The 25,707-nt window shown below is 63.7% G+C and carries 23 protein-coding genes; 9 read left to right on the top strand and 14 right to left on the bottom strand.

Going from position 1 to position 25,707, the window contains the following annotated elements:
- Positions 1–22 precede the first annotated feature (22 nt).
- Positions 23–1,588 (bottom strand): M48 family metalloprotease, encoded by a 1,566-nt coding sequence (locus BLV60_RS13625; RefSeq protein WP_093055259.1) that lies wholly within the window; start codon positions 1,586–1,588, stop codon positions 23–25.
- A gap of 53 nt (positions 1,589–1,641) precedes the next feature.
- Between BLV60_RS13625 and moaC the strand changes: the two genes are divergently transcribed.
- The 7 genes from moaC (at position 1,642) to BLV60_RS13595 (ending at position 9,920) form a co-directional block, all read left to right on the top strand.
- Positions 1,642–2,124, top strand: a complete 483-nt coding sequence (gene moaC / locus BLV60_RS13620) for a cyclic pyranopterin monophosphate synthase MoaC (RefSeq protein WP_093055257.1) — start codon at positions 1,642–1,644, stop codon at positions 2,122–2,124.
- A 177-nt stretch (positions 2,125–2,301) separates the two neighbouring features.
- On the top strand, positions 2,302–2,778 hold the full coding sequence (locus BLV60_RS13615) for a type IV pilin protein (RefSeq protein ID WP_371127369.1): 477 nt from the start codon (positions 2,302–2,304) through the stop codon (positions 2,776–2,778).
- Entirely contained in the window at positions 2,779–3,408 is a 630-nt protein-coding gene (locus BLV60_RS13610) for a GspH/FimT family pseudopilin (RefSeq protein ID WP_093055253.1), read from the top strand. It abuts the gene before it with no gap.
- Positions 3,409–3,420: 12 nt separating this feature from the next.
- Positions 3,421–3,909, top strand: coding sequence for a type IV pilus modification protein PilV (pilV, locus tag BLV60_RS13605; protein ID WP_093055251.1), 489 nt, complete (start codon positions 3,421–3,423; stop codon positions 3,907–3,909).
- Between the two features lie 8 nt (positions 3,910–3,917).
- The gene (locus BLV60_RS13600; RefSeq protein ID WP_093055249.1) at positions 3,918–5,084 is read left to right on the top strand and encodes a PilW family protein; all 1,167 of its coding nucleotides are present in this window, start codon (positions 3,918–3,920) and stop codon (positions 5,082–5,084) included.
- Entirely contained in the window at positions 5,078–5,758 is a 681-nt protein-coding gene (locus tag BLV60_RS34385) for a pilus assembly PilX family protein (RefSeq protein ID WP_176928794.1), read from the top strand. The genes BLV60_RS13600 and BLV60_RS34385 overlap by 7 nt, the downstream gene beginning before the upstream one ends.
- A gap of 25 nt (positions 5,759–5,783) precedes the next feature.
- A complete protein-coding gene (locus BLV60_RS13595) occupies positions 5,784–9,920 on the top strand; it encodes a pilus assembly protein (protein WP_176928793.1) in 4,137 nt (1,378 codons plus the stop codon).
- Between the two features lie 44 nt (positions 9,921–9,964).
- Here the strand turns inward: BLV60_RS13595 and BLV60_RS13590 are convergent, their stop codons facing one another.
- The 10 genes from BLV60_RS13590 to sucC all read right to left on the bottom strand — a co-directional run bounded on the left by BLV60_RS13590 (position 9,965) and on the right by sucC (position 21,452).
- The gene (locus BLV60_RS13590) at positions 9,965–11,689 is read right to left on the bottom strand and encodes a PglL family O-oligosaccharyltransferase (protein WP_093055245.1); all 1,725 of its coding nucleotides are present in this window, start codon (positions 11,687–11,689) and stop codon (positions 9,965–9,967) included.
- 123 nt (positions 11,690–11,812) lie between these two features.
- A protein-coding gene (locus BLV60_RS13585) for an IS3 family transposase (protein ID WP_218132225.1) occupies positions 11,813–13,083 on the bottom strand; the annotation gives its coding sequence in 2 pieces (ribosomal slippage) (positions 11,813–12,721 and positions 12,724–13,083; 1,269 coding nt in all).
- Positions 13,084–13,186: 103 nt separating this feature from the next.
- On the bottom strand, positions 13,187–13,687 hold the full coding sequence (locus tag BLV60_RS13580) for a pilin (RefSeq protein ID WP_093055243.1): 501 nt from the start codon (positions 13,685–13,687) through the stop codon (positions 13,187–13,189).
- Between the two features lie 208 nt (positions 13,688–13,895).
- Positions 13,896–14,699 (bottom strand): 3',5'-cyclic-nucleotide phosphodiesterase, encoded by an 804-nt coding sequence (locus tag BLV60_RS13575; protein WP_093055241.1) that lies wholly within the window; start codon positions 14,697–14,699, stop codon positions 13,896–13,898.
- A gap of 29 nt (positions 14,700–14,728) precedes the next feature.
- Positions 14,729–16,984 (bottom strand): CHASE2 domain-containing protein, encoded by a 2,256-nt coding sequence (locus tag BLV60_RS13570; RefSeq protein ID WP_093055239.1) that lies wholly within the window; start codon positions 16,982–16,984, stop codon positions 14,729–14,731.
- 51 nt (positions 16,985–17,035) lie between these two features.
- Positions 17,036–17,689, bottom strand: a complete 654-nt coding sequence (locus BLV60_RS13565) for an FHA domain-containing protein (protein WP_093055237.1) — start codon at positions 17,687–17,689, stop codon at positions 17,036–17,038.
- Positions 17,690–17,755: 66 nt separating this feature from the next.
- Positions 17,756–18,565, bottom strand: coding sequence for a Stp1/IreP family PP2C-type Ser/Thr phosphatase (locus tag BLV60_RS13560; protein ID WP_093055235.1), 810 nt, complete (start codon positions 18,563–18,565; stop codon positions 17,756–17,758).
- Between the two features lie 28 nt (positions 18,566–18,593).
- Positions 18,594–19,277, bottom strand: coding sequence for a TerC family protein (locus BLV60_RS13555; RefSeq protein ID WP_093055233.1), 684 nt, complete (start codon positions 19,275–19,277; stop codon positions 18,594–18,596).
- Positions 19,278–19,381: 104 nt separating this feature from the next.
- Positions 19,382–20,275, bottom strand: coding sequence for a succinate--CoA ligase subunit alpha (gene sucD, locus BLV60_RS13550; protein ID WP_007828710.1), 894 nt, complete (start codon positions 20,273–20,275; stop codon positions 19,382–19,384).
- A gap of 10 nt (positions 20,276–20,285) precedes the next feature.
- Positions 20,286–21,452, bottom strand: coding sequence for an ADP-forming succinate--CoA ligase subunit beta (gene sucC, locus BLV60_RS13545; protein WP_042577345.1), 1,167 nt, complete (start codon positions 21,450–21,452; stop codon positions 20,286–20,288).
- Positions 21,453–21,655: 203 nt separating this feature from the next.
- On the opposite strand from sucC, the gene argC reads away from it, so the two are divergent.
- On the top strand, positions 21,656–22,579 hold the full coding sequence (gene argC, locus BLV60_RS13540; protein ID WP_093055231.1) for an N-acetyl-gamma-glutamyl-phosphate reductase: 924 nt from the start codon (positions 21,656–21,658) through the stop codon (positions 22,577–22,579).
- A 17-nt stretch (positions 22,580–22,596) separates the two neighbouring features.
- Here the strand turns inward: argC and BLV60_RS13535 are convergent, their stop codons facing one another.
- Entirely contained in the window at positions 22,597–23,325 is a 729-nt protein-coding gene (locus BLV60_RS13535; protein WP_093055229.1) for a hypothetical protein, read from the bottom strand.
- Positions 23,326–23,454: 129 nt separating this feature from the next.
- Between BLV60_RS13535 and yiaA the strand changes: the two genes are divergently transcribed.
- Positions 23,455–23,892, top strand: coding sequence for an inner membrane protein YiaA (gene yiaA, locus BLV60_RS13530; RefSeq protein ID WP_093055227.1), 438 nt, complete (start codon positions 23,455–23,457; stop codon positions 23,890–23,892).
- Positions 23,893–23,915: 23 nt separating this feature from the next.
- On the opposite strand, the gene BLV60_RS13525 is transcribed toward yiaA, so the two are convergent.
- Together BLV60_RS13525 and BLV60_RS13520 are read right to left on the bottom strand one after the other, a co-directional pair.
- Positions 23,916–24,758, bottom strand: coding sequence for an IclR family transcriptional regulator (locus BLV60_RS13525; RefSeq protein WP_093055225.1), 843 nt, complete (start codon positions 24,756–24,758; stop codon positions 23,916–23,918).
- Positions 24,759–24,768: 10 nt separating this feature from the next.
- A complete protein-coding gene (locus tag BLV60_RS13520; protein ID WP_093055224.1) occupies positions 24,769–25,539 on the bottom strand; it encodes an SDR family oxidoreductase in 771 nt (256 codons plus the stop codon).
- Positions 25,540–25,707: the final 168 nt, after the last annotated feature.

The raw sequence follows: 25,707 nt of genomic DNA, 5'->3' as shown, positions 1-25,707 counted from the left end.
CTGCAGCGGCTGCCGCGCTACGTCACTTCAGCGGCGGCTCCGCAGCCTGCTCTTTCACCAACGCCTCCACTGCCCGCGCACGGGTGTCGATGATCGACGCCTCGTAGTGGTCGACCGCCTTGGACTGGCGGACGAGTTCCTGTGCAGCCTTGAAACGGTCGCGCGCGGCCGGGTAGTCGAGGATCGCCACGTTCGCCTCGGCGTCGGCGCGCACCGCGCGCAGCGTGTCATTCTGGGCACCGTAGAGATTGGCGAGCGTGCGCCACGCCGTGGCATCGCGCGGGTTCGCGGCGACCCAGTCGCGCAATACAGGAATCATCGGCGCGGGCTGGCGCATCGCCGTGGCGGCTTCGGCAGCGAGCATCATCTCGGGCCGCTCCTTCGACTTGGCATCGAGCAGCGCAGCCGCCTTGGGCGCGGCGCCCGCGGCGAGCTCGATCTCCGCGTTGAGCCAACGCGCCTGCTTCGCCGCGGCCGCATCGTCCGCCGTGCGCGCGACCAGTCGTTCGACCAGCGTGCGCGCGTTCTTGTAGTCGCGCATTTCCTTGGCCGACATCGCCGCCGCGTAGAGCGTGCCGGCCTGCTGTGCCGGCGAGCTTTTCGCGAACTCACCGCTGGAGGCCGATTCGATCCAGAGCCGCAGCACGTCGACACCCGGGCGCGTCAGCACGCGTGCGCGCGCAGCGATCATCGCGTGGTCCATCGCCAGCGGAACCGGCGGCGCCGCGTCCATGCGGAACTGGAAGCGACCCTGCATGTCGGAGATGCGCTCCGTGGTCAGCGGGTGACTGCGCAGGTAAGGGTACGAGCCGTTGTCGTTGAGGCGCGAGGCGTACTGCAGCTTCTCGAACATCGCGGCCGCGCCCTGCGGCGCGAAGCCCGCCTGCGTCATCACGCCGAAGCCGATGCGATCGGCCTCGCGCTCCATGTCGCGCGAAAAACTCAGCTGGTTCTGCATGAACAGCGCCTGGCTGCCCATGATCACGGCCTGGCCTGCGTCGCCGTTGCGGCTCTTGCCGGCCGCGATCATCCCGAGGATCAGGCCCGCGATCATCAATGGCATCTGCTTGCCCTGCTTGCTCATGATGCGCGAGATGTGGCGCTGCGTGACGTGCGAGAGTTCGTGCCCGAGCACCGTGGCCAGCTCGTCGCGACTGCCGACCACCGCCACCAGGCCGAGGTTGAGTCCCAGGTAGCCGCCAGGCAACGCGAAGGCATTGATGTTGCGGTCCCGGCCCAGCAGGATCGTCCAGGCGAAGCGCTCGTCGAGTTCGGGCGTGAGCTCGCCGCGCGCGCGGGCGGCCGTCAGCAGACGCTGCCAGATGTCCTGCACGTAGGCGGCGATCACCGGGTCGTCGATGTAGTCCGTGTCGCGGTACAGCTCACGGGCGATCTGGTCGCCAAGGTGGCGCTCCGCGCTGGCGGTCATCTCACCGCCATCGCCCATGCCGGGCAGGATCTGCTGCATCTGCGCCAGCGCGGGCACCGGCAGCAGCACCTGGGAAGCTATTAAAAAAGTAGCGCATAACGACCGCAAAGCAGGCATCGACGGGCTTTTCGTGGGGCGATGGAGAGTCAAGCGCGGCATTCCTCGTCTGTGGCTCGGGCTCGTATGATGCATCTTCAAAACGAACGTTCACCATGAGCACTCTCACCCATTTTGACGCCCAGGGCCAGGCCCACATGGTCGACGTGGCCGGCAAGCCCGCCACCCACCGCGTGGCCGTGGCCACGGGCCGCATCGAGATGCAGGCGGCTACGCTGGCGCTGATCGAATCGGGGACGGCGAAGAAGGGCGACGTGCTGGGCATCGCGCGAATCGCTGGCATTCAGGCGGCGAAGAAGACCAGCGATCTGATTCCGCTGTGTCATCCGCTGGCGTTGACACGGGTAGCGGTGGCATTCGCGATGGCGGACGCGGGAAGTGCGCCGCAAGTGGTCTGCACGGCGACCGTCGAGACCGTCGGACCGACGGGGGTGGAGATGGAGGCTTTGACAGCAGTGCAGGTGGCGCTATTGACGATCTACGACATGTGCAAGGCGGTGGACCGGGGGATGCGGATCACCGATGTGCATGTGTTGGAGAAGCATGGGGGGAAGTCGGGGAGTTGGGTGGCAGGTTGAGCGACAAGTAAGAAATAAGGACGAAAAGGCCACAAGGAGCCTGAGCCGGAGGGGGACGAGCGGCGCACGGCCCCTGACAAGCGGCTTTTGCGACTAATAGGCGGCTGGTGACAATTCGTGACTACTGTCACTAGATTGATTCCCCTCGACCCGAGCGGGAAACACCAGGAACCCGCTGTGAATCACTCGTCTTCTTGCAACCGCGTCCCGTCCCTGTGCCGCCGGGCGCGAGGCTTCACTCTGATCGAGATCATGATCGTGGTCGCGATCGTCGCCATCCTGGCGGCGATCGCCGTGCCGCTTTATGGTGAATATGTGCTGCGTGGTCGCATTCCCGATGCCACGTCCAATCTTTCCGCGCTGTCGGTGAAGATGGAGCAAGGCTATCAGGACAGTCGCAGCTACAACCTGGCCGGCTCTACCACCAAGTGCCTGATCGACACGCAGACTACAGCACTCACCAGCACAAACAAGAGCTTCGACTTCTCCTGCGTAGCCACGGCCGACACCTTCACGATCAAGGCGAGCGGCAAGACCGCGACTATGCCCGGGTTTGAATTCACGATCGACCAGAAGGGAGGCAAGACCTCCAAGGGCAAGACAGGCTGGACGGCAGGTACCAATTGCTGGATCACCAACAAGGGCGGGTGCTGAATGTCGGCGGCCTTGCGTTCTCGACGGCCAGCAGCAAGCGCCCTGCGGGGCGTGTCGTTGATCGAATTGATGGTTGGCATTGCGATCATTGCGATCGCCGTTGCCATGAGTGCGCCCTCGTTCACGGAGTGGATCTACAACTCACAGATCCGCAGCACAGCGGAATCCGTACAAAACGGACTCCAGTTCGCGCGCGCCGAAGCCGTGCGGCGCAACACGCCGGTGCGAATGCAGTTCACCACCTCGCTGGATAGTTCCTGCGCCATCTCCACAACGGGCACCAGCTGGGTCGTGAGTCTTGCATCGGCAGGCACGCCTGCCTCGAAATGCAACGACGACGCCACCGTCCTTCAATCGGGGCAGCCGGTAGCGGGTCGGGCCAGCACCACGATCAGCAGCGACCACGGCGGAACCTTCGGCTTCAACGGCCTGGGGCGCATCGTCAAGACGACATCCCCCGATACCGACATCGTCGACGGCGCTATCGACATCAAGTCCAGCAAAGGCACTTGCGCAGCCGAATCCGGTGGCACCCTGCGCTGCCTGCGGGTCCTGGTTTCCGCCGGCGGACAGGTTCGCATGTGCGATCCAAAGCGTGGCAGCGGCGACCCGATGGCTTGCACTCCTTGAAGACGACCGACCATGAATGCACATCCTCATCATCGAGGCACCCGTCGCGCCAGTGCGCCCCGTGCACGCAAGGACCAGCGCGGCATCGTGCTGCTGGAAGCGCTTGTCGCACTGCTGATCTTCTCGGTCGGCGTGCTCGGGTTGATCGGCCTGCAGGCCACTTCCGTCAAGCAGGCATCGGCGGCGGAGTATCGATCGACCGCAGTGCTGCAAGCCAATGACCTGATCAGCCGCATGTGGGTCAGCGACCGCTCCGACACGGTTCTGCAAGCCCAATTCGCGGCTACTGGCGATGGCTACAAGGCCTGGAAAGATGCCTGGACCAGCGCACTGCCCGGAACCACCAGCAATCCGCCCGACGTAGTCATCAAGAGCGAGGACAAGGGTGCCGCAGCAACCCTCGGCACCAACACAGTCACCATCACCATCTACTGGCAAGCGCCGGGTGATGACAAGCGCCAATACACCATGGTCGCACGACTCGATCAGCCGCAGAAGTAAGCCCAGCAATGAACCAATCCAACCGTTCCCGCCGACGCCATGCGACCTCGGGCTTCAGCCTGATCGAGATCCTGGTCGGCCTGTTGATCGGCATGCTGTCGGTGATCGTCATCATGCAGGTCTTCGGCGTCTTCGAAGGCAACAAACGTACGACCACTGGCGGCGACGATGCGCAGATAAATGGCTCCATCGCACTGTATGGCCTGGAACGCGATGCGCGCGAGGCCGGCTACGGGATCAATGCGTTCAGCCTGCTGGGTTGCAGCCTGGCCTTCAAGACAAGCAAGGACAGCAAGACTGTCAAGCTCGACGCCCTGGCGCCCGTCGCCATTAATCCTGCAACCACGATCGTGCCCGCAGGCACCGCAGGCACAGACACCTTGCTGGTGATCTCTGGCACGAGCGACAGTCCTGCCGAGGGCGATCTGATTGCCACTGCGCCATCTTCCAAGACTTACCCGATCACCACGGCTGGATCGTTCGCGGTCAACGACTATGTGATCGCACAGCCTTCGAGCCGCCCATCGCCGTGCAACCTTGCCCTCGACAAGGTCACCGCCAAGGCTGATACCACCCTCACGGTAGATCCGGGTGACCCCGCCGGCCTGGCGCTGGGCAGCATGGTCTACAACATCGGCCAGTCATTGGTTGCGCGGGCGTACGCCGTACGAGACGGCAACCTGACCGTCTGCGACTACACCGCCTACAACTGCGCTGACGCGACCTATGTCTCTCCAAAGGTCGATCCGACTGTCTGGGTTTCCATTGCCTCCAACATCGTCAGCTTGCGCGCGCAATACGGGCGCGATACCTCGGGCATCGGTGCCAACAAGATGGCCGGGATCGTCGATACCTACGACCAGATCACGCCGGGAAGCACGGCAGACAAGAGCGGCCTTGCCGTTCAATGCGGCTGGGCACGCACGCTGGCGCTGCGGATCGCACTGGTGGCACGCAGCGGGCAATACACCAAGTACGACGCCGCTGCCGGCGAAACACCCCCGACAAGCGCCGCGCCCACCTGGGCCGGAAGCGCCTCCGCGCCGTTCGACCTGAGCGGCAACACGGAATGGAAAAACTATCGCTACAAGACGCTGCAAACCACGGTACCGGTCCGCAATCTGGTCTGGCAGGGATCGCAGACCACAGCACAAGGAGGGACCGGCGGATGCTGAGCAACGAGAGTTTTCAAAGAGAGCGCCGCTCGACGCGCGCGCGCGGCATGCAAGGCCACCAATCGCAGCGTGGCGTGGTGCTGATCCTTGCGTTGATCGTTCTGATTGCACTGACCCTGGCAGCCGTTGCGCTGACGCGTTCGGTCGGCACATCCAACACCGTCGCGGGTAACCTGGCCTTCCAGCAGGCAGCCACGCATTCGGCGGACGTCGGTGTCGAAACGGCCGTCAAATGGCTGGAAGACAACGTCAATGCAGTCGGCGTCTGTGCCGCGGGCAGCACCGTGACATGCGACCAGACGACCCAAGGCTATCTAGCGTCCAGGGCTGACCCCGCGAGCGGCCAGACCTGGGCCGACTTCTGGAAGACGAAGCTGGCGGCCAATGCCAAGGCCATGACCAAAGACACGACGACCGGCAACACCGTGAGCTATGTCATTCATCGCATGTGTCCTGCGACCGGTGAAGCAAACGTCGGCACCAACATCTGTGCCACATCGCCGCGCGCCACCGCCGGCAGTTGCCCGGGCGGCACCTCGTGCACGGGCGGCGGCGGCCGCGGCGGTACCGGCAGCAACGTGGACTCGCCCAAGCAGACCTACTACCGCATCACCGTTGTGGTCGATGGACCACGCAACACCCAGAGCATGGTCCAGGCCATGGTGGCGATCTAGTCGTCGCAATAGGAAGCACTTCTTCATGAAACGCAGCACCCTCCATCTTCTGCAGGCCACGCTCTGCATCGTGCCGCTGCTGGCGGCGATGTACACCGCGACGGCAGCGCAGACCGACCTTGCCACTGCACCGCTCGAAACCTCGAGTCCGACGCTGGTCAAGCCCAACCTGTTCTTCGTGCTCGACGACTCGGGCAGTATGACCTGGGACTATCTGCCAGATACGGCAGGGCAGGACTCGAAATACCGGAATACCCCAGGCTTGGTTCGCAACAGCGGCTACAACAAGATCTACTACAACCCGCGCACGACCTACTCGCCGCCGATCAAATACAACGGAGATCGATTTGCCTCAATGGGATCGAATAAATGGACCGCCGTACCTTATGACGGTTACGGCGTACAGGAGGCCGATACGGGATTCACGGGCACGCAGGCCAATCTCTTCACCAACGCAAGCTCGGGCACTACGCAGAACCTCGTAGGCAACGCGTTCTACTACACCTTCGTGCCGGGCGAGTACTGCACCGATCAGAGCCTCCGGAGTTGTGCGACGCAAACAACGCCCTCGAGCACCTATCCCGTTGCCGCACTCTTGCGTTGGTGCACCGATTCGACGCTGACGGACTGCCAAGCCACTCGAATCGACACAGCGCCGTCGGGAGGAAGCACCTACACGTATGCCCGTTATCCTGGCCAGATCACCGCGCCGGCGCAGTCCACACTATCTATCACTGGTAGTGGTGCAGCCTCAGTCACCGGCATTACCGTGGATGCACTGCAAATCCTCTCCAGCACCGCCTCGATCGCAGCTTCTGGCCGTCTGCGTGACTTGGCACAGGCCATTGTCGACAACATCAACGCCTGCACGACCTCCGCCACCGGGAACTGCACCGTTGGTGGATACAGTGCGTCAAGGTCAGGCAACAACGTGGTCATCACCGCGCCAGCATCTTCCGGTGCGGTGACCGCCACGCCGGCCGTTTCCCGGACTGGAAGCGCACCTGTGGCCGCAACGGCATTCAGTGGTTACGCCAGTGTTCCCGGGCAGAACGCAAGGACCGATATCGCATCGGGCACCACCTCTTATGCACGAGCAGACACTCGAACCGACTGCCTTGCCGTGGCGACATGCACGTATACGGAGGAGATGACCAACTTCGCCAACTGGTGGGCCTACTACCGCACGCGCATGCAGATGACCAAAACGGCCGCGGGCCTCGGTTTCTCGGGGCTGTCCAGCAGTTACCGGCTGGGGTACATGAGCCTCAACAACAACACGAGCTCCGACTTCCTCAATGTCGACGACATCACGACTGCGGCGGGCGGCCAGAAAGATCTGTGGTACCAAAAACTGACCGCCGCGATACCAAGCAATGGCACCGGCCTTCGCGTGGCACTCTCGACGGCCGGTCGCATGTATGCGGGCAAGCTGACTGGCAGCCAGAAGCTCTGGGCCAATGCATCCAGCGGCGACACCACCGCGGTCACGGTCAAGGACCCGATGCAGTACGCCTGCCAGCGCAACTACACCATGCTGTCAACCGACGGTTACTGGAACGAAGCTGAAACGAAAACGCCCAAGAATGGGACTCCATACAACACGATCACGCAAGTCGACGGCACGACTACCATCGGCGACCAGGACAGCGATAGTGCGACCGTGCAACGGCCTTACTACGAAGGCGGCAAGATCGCGAACACGCTGGCCGACGTGGCCCAGTACTACTACACCACCGACATCCGATCGACCATTCTGGGCACAAGCAAGAACAGCAGCGGCGTGGACGTCGGTGCGGACAACACCCTGGCCGGCCAACAGCGCATGTACACCTACACCATCGGACTCGGTGTATCGGGCTACATGCAGTACCAGTCGGACTATCAGACAGCGACCAGCGGCGATTACTACGACGTCCTCAAGGGCACAACAGCCTCGAACACCAAGTGCCGTTGGCAAAGCAGCGGCGCATGCAACTGGCCAGTTCCGGTCAGCAATTCGCAAACCACAGTGGACGATCTGTGGCATGCCGCCGTCAACGGGCGCGGTACTTACTACAGCGCAGGTGACCCAGTCGCGGTCAAAGATGGCATCACCAACTTCCTCAACAACGTCGATGCACAGAACAGCGCCGGCGCAGCCGTCTCGCCCAGCACGGCGAACGTGACGAGCTCCGACAACTTCCTGTTCGACTCCGGCTTCACTTCGGTACAGTGGTTCGGAGAAGTCGCACGCTACACCATCGATCCAGTAACCGGCATTCCCGGCACGGTGCCACTGTGGTCGCAATCAGGCACAGCCAGCACCACCTCCGCGACACCGCCAACTGCACTTCTGGACAACACGACCTACAGCGCGCGCAAAATCTACACCAACAATGGCAGCACGCTGATCAACTTCGCCTGGGACTCCTTGACCGACACGATGAAGAACTACTTCAAGATGTCGGCCATCGGTTCGTTGTCGCAGGTCTGCGCGGCAGGCAGTTCCTGCGTTCCCACGGCGCAACAGATCGATAGCACCACAGCGGGTTCGGACAAGGGCATGGGCGGGATCAACCTCGTGAACTTCCTGCGCGGCGACCGCAGCAACGAAGATGGCGGTGGCGGCAAGTACTACTTCAAGCGCACCCACGTGCTCGGTGACATCGTCGGTTCGCAATCGGCTTATGTGAAGAAGTCGAATTTCAACTATACCGACACCGGCTATGCCGCGTTCAAGAAGACCAACGAAACGCGGCAGGGCATGCTCTATGTTGGCGCCAACGACGGCATGCTGCACGCATTCAACGCCGATACGGGGGTCGAAAGCTGGGCCTACATTCCGTCGGTGCTGCTGCCCAAGCTCTACAAGCTCGCAGAAAAGAACTACAGCCGCAATCACACCTACTTCGTCAACGGTTCGCCGCAACAGGGCGAAGCGTATTTCGACGGTGCATGGCACACCCTGCTCGTCGGCGGACTGGCCGCAGGCGGCCGTGGTTACTACGCGCTGGACGTGACCACGCCGGACACACCCAAGGTGCTGTGGGAGTTCACGGTCGACAGCGACAACGACCTCGGATACACGTACGGCATCCCGATCATCACCAAGCTGAACGATGGCACCTGGGCCGTGATCGTGACCTCAGGCTACAACAACGTCTCACCAGGCGATGGCGGCGGCCATCTGTGGGTGTTGAATGCGAAGACCGGCGCGGTCATCAAGAAGCTCAACACCGGCGCCGGCAGCGCCACGGCCGCAGTCGCGGGCTCCGGATGCACGGTGGCACCATGCCCCAGCGGCCTGTCGCGCATCAGTGCGTGGATGGACAACATCAACCTCAACAACACTGTGACCCAGGTGTACAGCGGCGACCTCTACGGCAATGTCTGGCGCTTCGAACTCAGCAATCTGAAGGCGGACGGTTCGGGAGCACCCACGGTGCAGCTGCTCGCCACACTCCAGGACGGCAACAACAATCCGCAGCCCATCACGAGCTGGATCGAACTCGGCTTTGCCAGCGGCAGCCACATCATCTACGTCGGCACCGGCAGCTACCTGGGGGTGTCGGACATCGATGCCAAGAGTGCGGGTGCCACGCAGGTGCAGACCATCTACGCCATCAAGGACCCGCTGACCGGAAGCAGCCCAACCGCGAGCATCTACGGAAGCCCTCGCTCGACCGCGTGCTCGACCACGCTCAAGAGCAAGTGCTTCATGAAGCAGACCTTCACGGACACGGATGGTGTGCGCACTGTTTCGAGTTCGATGAGCTATGCCACCAACCTGAGCAACATGTACGGCTGGTTCATCGACCTGCCGAACACGGGTGAGCGGATCAACACCGACTCGACGTTGCAACTGGGTGTGCTGGTGTTCGTGTCGAATATTCCGAACAACGCCAATGCCTGCGGCATCGGTGGTTCGGGGTACTTGAATTACGTAGACTACAAGACAGGGCTGTCACTGTTCCCCGCGACAAAGGCGCAGGTGGTCGGCACTATCCTAGCGGGTGGCAACGGGCTTGGCGCGGCGGCCTCGGTGTTTGCACGGAAGGGCAGCCAGCTGATCGGGAGTGTGAAGCTTTCGACAGGGAAGCTTGAAAACATCGAACTGCCTCCGGGTGCTGGCGGTCCTGGTACGCGCCGAATTTCCTGGCGCGAGCTTGTGACGCAGTGATATCGGAGAGAGGCAAGAGAAGAAGCCTTGATTCGAGCCGAAGGTCAAGGTGCCGATGAGTCGATCGGCCGGGCTTCGATCCAAAGCTCGTACTGGAGCGGAAACGCGATGCTGAATCGCTCCGCCTCGGTACGGGCTTCTGCTTTGTAGCCCAGCAGTTCCGCGCTTTCGATCAGCTTCACGATCACACGCGGCTCGGGCGAGAAATGCAAGATGCGCGTGGCCAATGCATGCATCTCTGCAGCATTGGCAGACGTGACTGATGTCAGCGTGAGCTTGGCAAAGTCCACCTGATTCGAAAACAGCCAGGAGCTCTGCACTTTGGCGAGCGTATCGTCCTGATAAGCGGGCAGTCGCTCGTCGCGCGGCAGATAGATCTGGCTGATGCGGATGTAGTCCCACCCCGCATAGCCGACGATTGCGATCAGCACGGCGGCGGATGCTGCAGGTAGTTTTCGAGTCCAACGTCGGACCTCACTGTCACGACGGTCCGCGGCTGGCCACAGAACACCTAGACAGAGACCGAACACCAGTTGGAAGGGGCCGTACCACAGCGGGTATTCGAGCAGGCTGTGAAGCACGATCACTCCAAGCAGGCCCCACGCCATGAGCCGGAACGGATCACGCTCGCGCCAGGGTTTTGCTGTGATCAGCAACCAGAGAAATCCGCCACATATCAACGTCGCAGCGGGGATTCCGAGCTCCACAGCGAGGTGCAGCGGCAAGTTGTGAGCGTTGTCGAGAATCTCGACAAAGCGCGCGCCTGGATAGAGTGTGCTGTGCATGTAGTGGGCGTAGCTCAACTCGCCCCAACCCCATCCGGCCCACGGATGTTCAGAGATCAGGGCGAGCACGTTGCCCCAAAGAATCAACCGACTGTGCCCGACAGGTGCTCCTGCGCTGAGACGTTGCATCATGCTGTCGACGCCACTGCCCGCGAGTTGAGGCAGCAGCCAGGCAATGGCGAAGTACAGCGGAATCCATGACAGAAGAATCAAAGGCGCCGGCAAACGGATCGCGGAGGCGGGATCGGCACGACGCGCCTGCCGCTCTCGCCGCGCAATGAAGGCCGCAACTCCGACGATGCTCAGAACTTCAAGCAAACCTGTGCGCGATGTCGAAGCAGCGGCGGCGACCAGCAGAAGCGAAACCATCCCCGCCCAAAGCAGGCGCCGCTGCAACGGTCCGATGCGATAGCGTGCGTAGAGCCACAGCGCAGCGATCAGCGCCATGCTGATCAGGCTCGCGAATTGATTGCGTTGACGCAAGTTGCCGAAAGCCTGGCCGGCGCCGGGCTCAGTGGCCCATGGCCAGAGGAAGCCGGCAAGATCGTAGTACTGGAGCAGCCCTATCACGGCACTGACCACGCCCGCCCACAGCAGACCCTGAGCCAGGGCTGTTTGCACCTGGGCACGGTCCTTCGCAAGACCAGCGCCCATGAAGGCGGCCATGCCGATAGCGAAGACGACCGTAATGGAGGACAGCCATGGAGCGGGCCCGAGATGAGCGCTTCGGAAGATCGCGATGAGTACCACGCTCGCGATGAGCCACAGAGTTGTCGAGGGAGCGGGCTTGAAATCCTTCGCCCTGGACAACAGAAACAGGGCTGCGACACACAGCCAAGACGCCAACTGTTGCCAGACGCTGACCGAAGGGCCGGCCGCAATTGGAAAGAGAAAAGGCAGCGCGATCAACGCACTGCGGATCGAGGAAGAGAAATCTTGCTGGCCTGTGTCGTCTGCGTTGGCTTGCGTTGCAAAGAAACTCATCCAAGGGATTTTGCCTGCGCTTGCTGGGCCAAGGCAGGTCGCCCACTACTGCGGGCACGCCGTTGAAACGTAGTTGGCGTTAAGAAGCGGGTCAAGATGACCCGTCCTGCCATAGGTTGACACCTACGAAGGACTGGTAGCCGACGTAATCCAGCCGGCCAGAGACGCCCGATGAACCTCATCGGGCGTTTTCAATTTTAGGGACTGGTGCGGTCTCTCCTGGTTGTAGATCTGCACGGCCTGCTGGACCATCCGGCTGGCCTGGGCCAGATCGGCAGGCCGGTGCAGCAGGAACTCCATCTTCAAGATCCCGTTGACGCGCTCGGCCAGCGCGTTCTGGTAGCAGTCGTAGCCATCGGTCATCGAGCAGGCGATGCCGTGGCGTCGATGAATCTCCTGATAGTCGTTCGAACAGTACTGGATGCCCCTGTCCGAGTGATGCACAAGCATTTGCCGCGTCTGCCGGTCCTTGAGCGCTACCTTCAGCGCCCGCCTGACCTGCTCGGTGTGCAGGCTGTGGTGCACGTGATGGCCCACGATCTTGCGCGACCACGCATCCGTGACCAGGCTGAGATAGACGACCCCCTGGTCGGTGGGCAAGTACGTGATGTCGGCCACCCACACCTGCTCGCTGGCAGTCGCTCGAACCTGATGCGGCCCCTCCTTGAGCAAGTTGGGATGGCGTCGGAATCGATGATGGCTGTCGGTGGTCTTGTGATATGCCCGCTTCGGCGCCACCAGCATGCGCGCCTGGCGAAGCACGTCCAGCAGCGCATCGCGCCCCAGGCTCGCACCGGCGTGCTGCAGCGGCTGCTTGAGAAGATGGTGCAGCTTGCGCGCGCCCACCCGGGGCTGGCGCAGGCGCACACCGCGAACGAGCTCGATCACGGTGTCGTCACGGGCACGGCGTTGCTGCTGATGCTGCAACTGCTGGTAGTAGGCTTGGCGGCTAACGCCCCAATGGCGGCAAGCCCTCGCCACGCTCAGCCCCGGCAGGAGCTTTTGCGAGAGGACTTGCCCGAAGGCTTTTTTACGATGCGCACCCCGTAGTCCTTCTTCAGGACATCGATCACCGCCTCGAACAGTTGGGCCTTCTCGTTGGCTTCGCGAAGCTGGACCTCGAGGGCCTTGATCTTCTGTTCGGGAGTCAGCGGTGCGGCAGGTGCAGATGAGGGCTTCTTGATCGGTACTGGCATGGCAAGCCCAGATGATGCCGAACTCCAGTTCTGGCGACCATGCTTGCGCAGCCACACCAGCACGGTCGAGCGGCCCTGGATGCCGTAACGCTCCTGGGCCTGTTTGTACGTGAGTTCGCCTTTTTCCACTTGGTCGACCACCGACAGCTTAAAAGCCAGCGTGTAGTCCCGCTGCGTGCGTTTGACGCTTGATTCCATTGACTTGCCTTTTCTTCAGGGAAAAGGTGTCAACCCAGGTCAGGACGGGTCAAGAAAAACAAAAAAGCCGCCCAAGGGCGGCCTTCTTTCGTTGCTAATTCAATTAGCCGCCGCAACCAGCCGGGCGATACTTTTGATCGGCGGTCGTTGCGCAGGTCCAGGTGCCGCCCGTAGTACGCGACCACGTCAGAGTGGCGGGCGTTGCGGTCAGAGCCGTCGAGGCCTTGCTACCGAAAGTCGCCGTGATGGTAGCAGTGCCGTCAGCGGCAATGTTGCTCACTTGGGGGTAACCGTTCGTGCCTGCGACTGCTGCAGTTGCACCAGCTTGCGCGTCACCAGCCAGAATGCTGGAAGCCGTGGCTTGCGGGTCACAGTTCCCGGCGGCGGCGCCGACCGTGAGGCGACCGTTGTTCGCGCAGTCTTCCACGGCGGTCTTAAGTGCACCTGCTTCGCCCATCGCGCGGGAAACTTGCGACTTGGCGATATACGTTTGGTACTGGGGAAGCGCAATCGCAGCCAAGATACCAATGATCGCCACAACGATCATCAATTCGATAAGGGTAAAGCCGGCCTGAGCGCGGCGAGCAACGGTACGAACGTTCATTTAAGAAACTCCAGGTTGGTTGGTTGTTACGCCCGGGAACCTGCCCGGAGCGAGGTACCTTCCGCAGCATCTGTGCCACCCATCCCCAGAGCTTCCTGCTGACCGAACACGTCAACTTTGATCACATTGTCGTTACGACATGTGACACAAGTTGCTTCAAGATGCCACGCTTGGTGACAAATTTGTCATGCCAACGCATCACTCGCCATCAGCAAATCAGGATCCCATCCGCCTTCAGCCAGCGAATATCCCGCTGCGCCAGCCCCGCCACCTGCTCATCCATCAGCGCCTCGATCTGGCTCATGATCTCGTCGGTTTCGGTGGGCTTGGTGTGGGTGATGTAGATCGGGTACTGCTTCCCCGGCCCGATGTGCGCCAGCTCGTCGGCCAGCACAGCGGGCGACAGATGCAGGCTGCGCTCGGCCAGCGCCTGCTCGCGGCTGCTGAAGGCTGTTTCGATCACCAGCATCGCGACGTCGAGCGCATTCACACGTTCCCAGAAGGGCGCGTTGCGCTCGGTATCCCCGCTGAACACCCAGTGGGCACCGCCTTCGGCCCGCCGCACGGCAAAGCCGCACGCCGGCACGGTATGAACCGCAGGCAGCACCTCGACCAGCTTGGGCTCACGGCTACCCAGCGGCAGCATTTGCCCGACGGCAATGACGTGAAAGCTCACGAACGGCGCCTCGATGCTGGGAATACTCTCGAAATCCGGCCAGATGACGTTGTTGAACACATGCGCCCGCAGCGCATCGATGGTGGCCCTCAGCGCATGCACGCGCAGCGGCCGCTTGCGGCGGCTGCCGACGGCGTCGAGCATCAAGGGGAGCGCTGCGATGTGGTCGAGATGACTGTGGGTGAGCACGACATCGTCGATGCAGACCATTTCTTCGAGCGTGAGATCTCCGACGCCCGTGCCCGCATCGACGAGCAGGTCCGTGTCGACCAGGAAAGAGGTGGTGCGGCAGTCTTTGGCGATGGCGCCTGAGCAACCCAGCACACGAACCTGCATTGTGAGAGACCCCTTGTGTGTGTCTGTCGTCATTTGGTTTCGAACCGGGTTGCGCCATCCCAATCCGGGTCTTGCGGTCGCAACGCCATCGAGGCTAAACGCTGGGCATAGAGCTGGTAAAGGACTTTTTTGGCATCCGCGGCGAGCAGGGGGGCCAGCAAGTTTCGGCCCATCGCCCAGTCCTGCCGTCGGTAGGCCGCGAGCACTTCGCTCCAGCGGCCGAGCAGTTGCCGGGTCTGCGCCACCGCCTCGGGCGTGCGCACGGCCAGGGGCGTGAAAACGGCAACGGCTTGTGCCTTTCCCTTGACGCGAACGCTGTCGAGTTCCTGCCAGATGTAGTCGGGCGCCAGCTCGCATGTCGCGCCGCTGGCCACGACTTGCACGCCGTAGTGTCCGCTCAGGCCCTCGAGGCGGGACGCGAGGTTGACCGCGTCGCCGACCACGGTATAGCTGCGGCGCGCGGCGGAGCCCATGTCGCCCACGCTCATCAGGCCGCTGTTGATGCCGATGCCCACGCTGATCTCGGGCCGGCCGCTGGCGCGGTGAATGCGGTTGATGTCGTGCACGGCGTCGGCCATGTCGAGCGCGGCCCGCACAGCGAGGGTGGCGTGGTCGGGTGTGTCGATGGGTGCGCCCCAGAAGGCCATGACGCAGTCGCCCATGTACTTGTCGATAGTGCCGCGGTGCGCGCTGATCACGTTGGTGAGTCGGCTGAAAACAGTGTTGAGAAAGGCCTGCAGTTCGGCCGGCGCCATCTGCTCCGACAGGCGGGTGAAGTCGCGCATGTCGCAGAACATCACGGTCATGGGCTTGCTCTCGGCGCGCATGCTGTAGCGGCCGGGGTGCTCCATCATTTCGTTGACGAGTTGGGGCGGCACGTAGGTGCCGAAGAGCCGCACCAGGCCGCGCCGCGCGCGCGATTCGACGAAGTAGCCCCAGCTCATGTTGAACACGAAGGCAAGCGCCGTCATCGTCAGCGCCGACGCCAGGGGCAGCACGAGCCTGTGGCTCACGTACAACCAGGTGTTGAGACCGATCAGCGCGGCGATCGTCCCTGCGGCCAGCAGCAGGGCGCGCGGCGCCGACAGCAACGACAGCCCGAAGGCCAGCACGAGCCCCGTCACGGCGACCAGCAGCACTTCGTAGCCCACCGCGTAATCGGGCACGCTGAGCAGGCGATGGTCGAGCAGGGCGGAGACGACGTTGGCATGCACTTCCACCCCCGGAAACGCAGCCTCGACGGGTGTGGCACGCAGATCCTGCAGCCCCGGGGCCGTGGCGCCCAGGAGCACGATCTTGTCCTTCAATTCGCCCGGTCCGAGCCGGCCTTCGAGCACGTCCGCTGCAGGCACGTAGCGGAACGATCCTCCGTCCGCGCCGCCTGGGCCGCGAAACGGCACTTGCATGCTGCCCGTGCCGTCGACCGGGATTCGCAGGCGGCCCACTCTCAGCGATTCGAGCTGCGGCGCGGCGCCTCCTCCGGGCGCAAAGGCCGGCTGCACGGGCGGCGATCCGTTTGCGAGGCGGTAGACGGCGAGCCCCAGCGACTCGTAGTAACCCGGCTGCGCCTTGTCGCCCTCGTAGCGGGCGATGAGCGGCACGCTGCGAATGACGCCGTCGCCGTTGGCACCGACCAGCGTATTCAGGAAACCCGCCATTGGCGCGGCCTGCGCCAGTGCCGGCAGGCTGGCACCGAAGCCGTTCCAGGTCGTTGCGTAGATCCCGCCGGAGGGGAAGGCCCCGGCTGGCAGCAAGGGGGCAGCAGGCAGCTGTCCCTTGGCACTCGGCGCCTCGGTCCGCGTGAAGTAATAGCCCAGCGCCACGCGCCGGCCACTCAGCGCCGCGGCGAAGGTGGCGTCATGGTCGAGGCCAGGCGCCAGTCGCTCGACCTCGGCGGACAGGCCCGGCACGTTGCTCAACGGCCCGCTCGCCATCTCCCGCAGCCTGTCGAGGCCCGAGCTGCGGTCCGGCTCGAGAAACATGACGTCGAAGCCGAGCACGGCCGCCTGCTGGCGGGTCATCAGCTCCGTGGTGAGGCGGGCGATCTTGTCGCGTGCCCAGGGCCATTGGCCCTGGCGCGCCAGGCTGGCGTCGTCGACATCGACGATCACGACCCGCGCATCGGGCGTGCCCGGCATGGTGGCGCGCAGGCGGATGTCGTAGATCAGCCGGTCAAGGCGCTCGATCGCGGTCAGCGGCCAGGCGCCGGTGGCGTGCGCCAGCGCCAGCAGCACGGGCAGCAAGGTGATGGCGATGCGCGGCCAGTGCCGCCGCAGTTCCCTCACGGCGCGGCGTCCGTGCGGACGTTGCCGCGGCAGGCCGGAAGAAAAGGCGGCTCAGATGCGCACGAACTGCATGCGCGTGGCGCCACCCAGCTCGAGCACGTCGCGCTCCTGCAGCGCAACCGCCTCGGCGCCGAGCTGCAGGCCGTTGAGCGTGACGTTGCCTTCGACGCCCGCAGCCACGTAGCCCTGTCGGCGGCGCGTGACCACAGCCACCGCGACACCGGGCTTGCCGATGGTGGTGACGACCTTCTGCAGGGCCACGTCCTGCCCCTCGTTGGCGCCGGAGAGCACGCGCAGCAACGGAATGCCGAGCTCGACCAAGGCGCCGGATTCCGTTGGCGCCGACGACAGCGGCATGGACCCCGAGGGGTACTCGGCCGACGGGGAGCGGACCGAGCCGGTGCCAATGGGCAGATTGCTGCGCGCGCGGAAATGGATGCGGCAGCCCCCGACCTCGATGACATCGTTGTCCTTGAGCGCCTGCTTCTGGATGGCGAGCGCATTGACGTAGGTGCCGTTGGTGCTGTTGAGATCTTCAATTTCGACTTCGCCACCGCTCATGTGCAGCACGGCATGCTCGCCGCTGACCGCCAGATTGTCGATCACGATGTCGTTGTAGGCACGGCGTCCCAGCGTCGTGCGTTCCTTGGCAAGCGCCACTTGCCCGATGACAACGCCATCGACCGAGATGATCATCTTCGGCATTGCCGACTCCCCGAATCCAGAGCTTGAATGACGGCAAGCACATTGGCGGATTGCCGCCAGGGCCTGCTACTTGGCCGTGCGAGGCGCTTCTGCAACGCTCGCGCTGGCAAGGACAACCGATATGTTGTCCCGTCCACCATTGTCATTGGCAATTGAAACCAAAAGTGATGCTTTTTTCTGAAGCCCGACATCGTGTCCTAGAAGCGTGAAAAGCTGCTCATCCGAAACCATCTCGCTGAGCCCGTCGGAGCAAAGCATATAGAGATCGCCCGGTCTTGCGCTGTGTTCGTGCATCTCCAGCAAGACTTGGGCCTCCACGCCCACGGCGCGCGTCACGAGGTTGCGGGTGGGCGAATTCAGGGCTTCCTCGGCGGTGATGGCGCCGGCGTCGAGCTGCTGCTGGCGCAGCGAGTGGTCGCGGGTGAGCAGCTCCAGCTTGTTGTTGCGCACCCGGTAGCACCGCGAATCGCCGATGTGGCCGACCAGCACGCGCTGCGGCCGGAATGCCGCGAGCACCAGCGTCGTTCCCATGCCCTGTAGTTCGTGATTGGTCATGCCGGCGTGCAGGATCGAGCTGTTGGCCTCGTCCGTGGCCGCCTGCAGCGCCCGCCGGATCACGCGGGTCGGCGCCTGCATCCCGGCCTGGGCGAACCACCGGCCGAAGCTGGCGTGCATCAGCGAGACAGCCATCGCGCTCGCCACTTCGCCGCCCTTGTAGCCGCCCATGCCGTCGGCCAGCAAGGCCAACCCCAGGGCGGAGTCCACGTGCACGGCGTCCTCGTTATGGGCCCGCGTCCGCCCGACGTCAGTCAGGGCGGCGAATTCCCAGGTCAGCGGAGGGCGGGTGGAGAACAGGGAAACGCCGACACTCGCCATGGTTTGTCAGTGCCGACTTCTTGAAAACTCAGTGCGCAGCGGCGCGTGCGCGCCGTTGCAACAAGCGGCCACCGGCCACGACGAGCAACGCACCAGCAGCAGCCGCCGCGTAGTGCAACCAGGGGTTGGCCGCCAGCGTGTCGCGCAGCACCGCGTCCTGCACGATGGTTTCGCCACCAACCCAGCCGATCAGCGCGGCGCCCAGCATGACGATGATCGGGAAGCGTTCCATGAGCTTGATCATGAGCGTGCTGCCGAAAATCACCAAGGGGATGCTGATTGCCAAGCCGAGGACCAGCAGGACCATGCTGCCCTGCGCGGCGGCCGCGACGGCAATCACGTTGTCCAGGCTCATCACCAGGTCAGCCAGCAGGATGGTGCGCACGGCCGCCATCATGCTGCCGTATTCCTTGGATTCGCCCTCGCCCTCGTCGTCCTCGCTCAGCAGCTGCAGGCCGATCCACAGCAGCAGCAGGCCGCCGATGATCTGCAGGTAAGGCAGGGCGAGCAGCTTGGCTGCCACCACCGTGAGCACGATGCGCAGCACCACGGCCGCGCCCGAGCCGAAGAGCACGGCCTTTTTCTGCTGCGCAGGCGGCAACGAACGCGCCGCCATGGCAATCACCACCGCGTTGTCTCCCGACAGGATGATGTTGATCCAGACGATCTTGAGCAGACCTAACCAGAAGTCTGTGCTTTGAAGAATTTCCATGTCTCTGATCCCACTGTGTTTTATTGAAAAAAGCGCCCGCAATCCAGTGCGGGCGCTTCTTTGTTTCTGCGTGGTCCTACGGCATGTTGCTGCCGTTTTCCGTTTTAGAGCTGCGCCTTGAGCAGCTTGGCCAGTTCCGAGAAGTTGCGCGTCACGGTGAAGCCGCATTCTTCCATGATGGCGAGCTTGGCATCAGCCGTGTCGGCGCCGCCCGAGATCAGCGCGCCGGCGTGGCCCATGCGCTTGCCGGGAGGGGCGGTGACACCGGCGATGAAGCCGACGACCGGCTTCTTCATGTGTTCCTTGCACCAGCGGGCTGCGTCAGCCTCGTCCGGGCCGCCGATTTCGCCGATCATGATGACGGCGTCGGTGTCCGGGTCGTCGTTGAAGGCTTTCATCACGTCGATGTGCTTCAGGCCGTTGATCGGGTCGCCGCCAATGCCGACTGCCGACGATTGGCCCAGGCCGATTTCGGTCAGTTGAGCCACGGCTTCGTACGTCAGCGTACCCGAGCGCGAGACCACGCCGATGCGGCCCTTGCGGTGGATGTGGCCGGGCATGATGCCGATCTTGATTTCGTCGGGCGTGATCAGGCCGGGGCAGTTCGGGCCCAGCAGCAGGGTCTTCTTGCCGCCGGCGGCTTCCTTGGCCTTCATCTTGTTGCGCACTTCGAGCATGTCGCGAACCGGGATGCCTTCGGTGATGCAGATCGCCAGGTCCAGGTCGGCTTCGACGGCTTCCCAGATGGCGGCCGCGGCGCCTGCCGGCGGCACGTAGATCACCGACACGGTGGCGCCGGTTTGCGAAGCGGCTTCCTTCACCGAACCGAAGATCGGGATGTTGAAGATCGACTCGCCGGCCTTCTTCGGGTTCACGCCCGCCACGAAGGCGTTCTTGCCGTTCGCGTATTCCTGGCACTTCTCGGTGTGGAACTGGCCGGTCTTGCCGGTGATGCCTTGCGTGATGACTTTGGTGTCTTTGTTGATGTAGATCGACATGACTTGTTCCTTAGGCCTTCTTGACTGCTGCCACGACCTTCTGGGCCGCTTCCGCCATGGTGTCGGCGCTGATGATCGGCAGGCCCGAATCGGCCAGCAGCTTCTTGCCTTCGACTTCGTTGGTGCCCTTCATGCGAACGACCAGCGGCACTTGCAGGTTCACGGCCTTGCAGGCTGCGATCACGCCGGTGGCGATGGTGTCGCACTTCATGATGCCGCCGAAGATGTTGACGAGGATGGCCTCGACGTTTTTGTTCTTCAGCATGATCTTGAAGGCTTCCGTGACCTTCTCGGGGGTGGCACCGCCGCCCACGTCCAGGAAGTTGGCCGGCTCGCCGCCGAACAGCTTGATGGTGTCCATGGTGGCCATGGCCAGGCCGGCACCGTTCACCAGGCAGCCGATGTTGCCGTCCAGCGAGATGTAGGCGAGGTCGAACTTGGAGGCTTCGACTTCGGCTGCGTCTTCTTCGTCGAGGTCGCGCAGGGCCACGATTTCGGGGTGGCGGAACAGCGCGTTGCTGTCGAAGTTGAACTTGGCGTCCAGCGCCATGACGTTGCCCTTGCTGTCACGGTTGAGCGGGTTGATCTCGACCAGCGAGGCGTCCGTCTCCATGTAGCAGGTGTAGAGCTTCTTGAGGATGTCGACCGTTTGCGCGGTCGAATCGGCCGGCATGCCGATGCCGTCGGCGATCTGCTTGGCCTGTTCGTCGGTCAGGCCCTTTTCGGGGTCTGCGAACACCGTGATGATCTTCTCGGGCGAGGAGTGAGCCACTTCCTCGATGTCCATGCCGCCTTCGCTCGAAGCGATGAAGGCCACCTTCTGGGTGGCGCGGTCGGTCACGGCCGAGACGTAGTATTCCTTGTTGATGTCGGCGCCGTCTTCGATGTAGAGGCGGCGGACCTTCTGGCCTTCGGGGCCGGTCTGGTGCGTCTTGAGCTGCATGCCGAGGATTTCGCCGGCGAGCTTCTTGACATCTTCGATGGACTTGGCGACCTTGACGCCACCGCCCTTGCCGCGGCCACCCGCGTGAATCTGGGCCTTGACGACCCAGACCGGGCCTCCAAGTTTCTGGGCGGCTTCCACCGCCTCCTGAACCGTATAGGCCGGGATGCCGCGCGGCACCGGCACGCCGAACTTGGCAAGGATTTCCTTGCCTTGGTACTCGTGAATCTTCATGAGGGATGTCTCTCGGAAGGAGGAGGTTGAGAACGGGAGATCTGGGTGAGAGTGTTTCTGCTCTGTTGCTCGCGGGCGACGGCGGCCTGACGGCCGGGGGCGGCGAACAACCGCGGACTGTATCATGGTGCGCCGCACCAATACTGTACGTGGGGTTGCGGGCAATACGTACTTTCTTCTAGTTACCCGGGGCACCCTCCATCATGGCCAAGGTTTTCATCGACGGCGAAGCCGGCACCACCGGCCTGCAGATTCGCGAACGGCTCCAGGCGATGCCGCAGATCGAACTCGTGAGCATCGCGCCCGAGCTGCGAAAAGACGTGAACGCCAAGCGCGAACTGATGGCCGGCGTCGACCTGGTGGTGCTGTGCCTGCACGACGACGCGGCGCGCGAATCGGTCGCGCTGATCGACCAGTTGCCCGGCAAGAAGCCCAAGATCATCGACGCCTCCACGGCACACCGCATCGCCCCCGGCTGGGTGTTCGGCTTCCCTGAACTCACCGAAGGCCACTGGCAGGCCGTGGCCAAGGCCGAGCGCGTCGGCAACCCCGGCTGCTACGCCACCGGCGCCATCGCCATGGTGCGCCCGCTGGTCGACGCGGGCATCCTGCCGGTCGACTTCCCCGTTTCGCTGCCCTCCGTGAGCGGCTATTCGGGCGGCGGCCGGACCATGATCGAGGCCTACGAAAAAGGCGAAGCGCCGCCGTACGAGATCTACGCCCTGGGCCTGAAGCACAAGCACATTCCCGAAATCATGACCTACACCGGCCTCACCCGCCGGCCGGTCTTCATTCCGTCGGTGGGCAATTTCAAGCAGGGCATGCTGGTGCAGCTGCCGCTGCATCTCGACCTGCTGCCCGGCAAGCCGAAGGCCGGCGACCTGCAAGATGCGCTGGCCGCGCACTACGCGCGCAGCAACACGCCCGAGAAATTCGTGAAGGTGCTGCCGCCCACCGAGGACGGCAAGCTCGAAGCACTGGCGCTCAACGACACCAACGAACTCGAGATCCGCGTGTTCCCCAACGAGGACCATCGCCATGCCGTGGTGATTGCCCGCCTCGACAACCTCGGCAAGGGCGCCAGCGGCGCCGCGGTGCAGAACCTGAAGCTGATGCTGGCGCTCTGAGCGCCACGCCTCTTCAGTCAGTTCACCAGCCAGAGCCCGACGCCCAGCAGGGCCGCGTGCGCGCCCAGCGCGATGTACAGCGGCTTGCGCGAAGGCGTCGCCATGTCCTGCAGCGTCTCGTGGATGCGGCGCGTGAGCAGCGCGCGCAGCGCCGGGTCTTGCACAGCGCCCTCGCCTGCCACCGGCTCGCCATGCTCCGCGCGACTTTGCTGCCATTCGGCCAGCATCTCGCTCAGCGGTAGCCTGTTGAGCACGAAGCCCACCACCGAACGCACCGCCTTGCCTTCACCCAGCACCGGTGCGAGCTGCTTGCTCAAGGCATCGACCGACAGCCAGTCGGCCGCGCGTTGCAAAGTGCCGTGGGCGCGCGGCATCGCTTCGATGCGCCCGGCAATCGCACCGCCGAGCCGCTGCGACACGGCCTCGCCACGCGCCGCGACCAGATGCTGCATCGCACGCGCGCGCCCTTGCTGCACGCCCAGCATCACGTAGACGACCACGAACAGCAGCAGCAGGACCGCCACCAGCAGCGGCGGCGAGGTGATGAGCGCGACGATGGCTCCGGCTCCACCGGCACGCGCAGCCGTGTTGCCCGGCCCCTGCAACTGGCTCAGATAGAAGAAGAAAACGCCGCCGCCCAGGATGACGCCGAGCAGGCCGCCCTTGATCACGGAACCGGCGAAAGACAAGCCGGCCTTGGCGCCGGTGCGAACGAGAGACGGCTGGCCGACGGGGTCGGATGACATGGAAAAACTCCTCCGTTGATTGACGGCCGCTCTGCTCGACTGCTTGCCGTGCAATCCGGCGGCCTGCCGCGGATCATGCCATCGGCGCCCCACACCATAATCGCGCACCAACCACACGAGGAGGACTTCATGGCCGTCAAATTCCAGAAACCGACCGCGGCATTCGTCGCCGCATCCTGGGCCGCGCTGCTCATCGGCGCCATCGTCTACCTGATCGGGCTGTGGAACGCCTCCATGCAGCTCAACGAGAAGGGCTACTACTTCACCATCCTGATGTACGGCCTGTTCGCCGCCGTGTCGCTGCAGAAGACCGTGCGCGACCGCCTCGAAGGCACCGCCGTCACCGGCATCTACTACGGCCTGTGCTGGATCTCGCTGCTGCTGTCGGTGGCGCTGCTGGCCGTCGGCCTCTTCAACGCCACGCTGGCCGCGAGCGAAAAGGGCTTCTACGCCATGGCCTTCCTGTTGAGCCTGTTCGGCGCTGTGGCCGTGCAGAAGAACGTGCGCGACATCGTCGCGCACAAGAGCGAGATGCCGTCGCTCGACGACTCGCCCGAAGCCAACTGAGCGGCAGCACCCGGGGCCGGGCGCTACTCGTTGTCGTTGTAGCCGCTGGCCCCCATCAGCGCCGACAGGCGCGCGGAGATGTTGCCGACGATGCCGCGCACCTGCACCACGTCCGGCGCCGACTTCTGGTCGATGCGCTCGATGTACGGCACGTTGATCGACGCGATCACGTGGTCGGCCGCCCCCATCACCGGGAACGCGATGTTGGTGATGCCGCGCGTCTGCTTGCTCGGCATGGCCGAGTAGCCGCGCTCGCGCACCTCCTGCAGGATGGCGAAGAGCTCGCCCGGGTCCATGTCGAGCTCGCCCTCCACGCCGATGTGGGCGCGCAGCATGCGGGCGCGGTCGATCTCGTCGCGGAAGGCCAGCAGCACGTGGCCTGACGACGTATCCGTCAGCCCCATCACCACCCCCACCTTGAGCCCGAACGACCAACGCTCGGGGCTCTCGACCTGCGCGATGACCACCACGCGCCCGCCCTGGTACATGGTGAGGTGGCACGACTGGCGCGCCCGGTTGGCCAGCTCGCGCAGCAGCGGCAGCGCCGCACTCACCAGGCTTTTCAGCGGTTGCTGGCGATGCGCCAGTTCGAACATGCGCAGTGTGAGCGTGTAGCGGTCGTTCTCGTCGACCTGCACATAGCCGCGCCGCTGCAGCGTCACCGCCATGCGGAAGATCTCACTGACCTTGCGCCCGACCTTCTGCGCCAGTTCGTTCAGCGTGTAGCCGGTGGCGCTGTCGGCCAGCGCCTCCAGGATGTCCAGCCCCTTCTCGAGCGCCGGCGCGGCGTAGCGCAGCGCGCCCTCCCCTTCGGGCGCGGCCTCTTCCTGGCTCTGTAGTTCTTCCGGCGCTGGTGCTTGCTTCATTGTTCCCTGCTCAATTCGACCATCCACCGTCGATCATATGGATCGCGCCGGTGGTGAAGGCCGATTCGTCGGAAGCCAGGTACACCACCAGCGCAGCAATTTCTTCCGGTTTGCCGACGCGCCCGAGCGGCTGGCGCGCCACGAAGGCGGCGCGCACCGCGGCTTCGTCGGCGCCGGCCTGCTCGGCCTGGGCCGCGATCCGGTCGCGCAGCGAGGGCGATTCGACCGTGCCCGGGCAGATGGCATTGCAGCGCACGCCCTGCTGGATGAAGTCGGCGGCCACCGCCTTGGTCAGCCCGATGACCGCGGCCTTCGAGGCGCCATAGACGAAGCGGTTCGGCACGCCCTTCACGCTCGACGCGGCCGAGGCCATGTTGATGATCGAGCCGCCGCGCTCCAGCATCGCCGGCAGGAAGGTGCGGATGGTGCGGTACATCGACTTCACATTGAGGTCCATGCTGAAGTCCCAGTCGGCTTCCTCGCAGGCCAGGATGTTGCCGCTGTGCACGAAGCCGGCGCAGTTGAAGAGCACGTCGAGCCGCCCCGCGGTCTGCGCGAAGGCCTGTAGCGCGGCGCTGTCGCGCACGTTGAGCGTGGCGGTCTTCAGACCCGACAGGCCTTCTTCGCGGGCCAGCGCGGCGAGTTCGGCCAGCGCGGCTTCGTCCACGTCGGTGGCCCATACGGCGGCGCCTTCGCGCGCCAGCGCCAGTGCGCTGGCGCGGCCGATGCCCTTGCCGGCAGCGGTGACGAGGATGTTCTTTCCCTGAACGCGAGAAGTCATTGGCAATGTCCTTTGAGTGAGTGTCGGCGCATATGTGAAATATCAATTTCACTGATGAAATCAAATATACGCGACCCGCAAGCCTTTGCATCCCCTCAAAAACCCGGGATCAGTCGCTCAATCATTGGTGAATACCCTTGAATTGGCGCAAACCCCAGCTTCCATTCG

Origin of the sequence: Variovorax sp. YR634 (assembly GCF_900106655.1) — a bacterium.
Classification (GTDB): domain Bacteria; phylum Pseudomonadota; class Gammaproteobacteria; order Burkholderiales; family Burkholderiaceae_C; genus Variovorax.
This window is presented reverse-complemented; position numbering and strand designations above follow the sequence as displayed.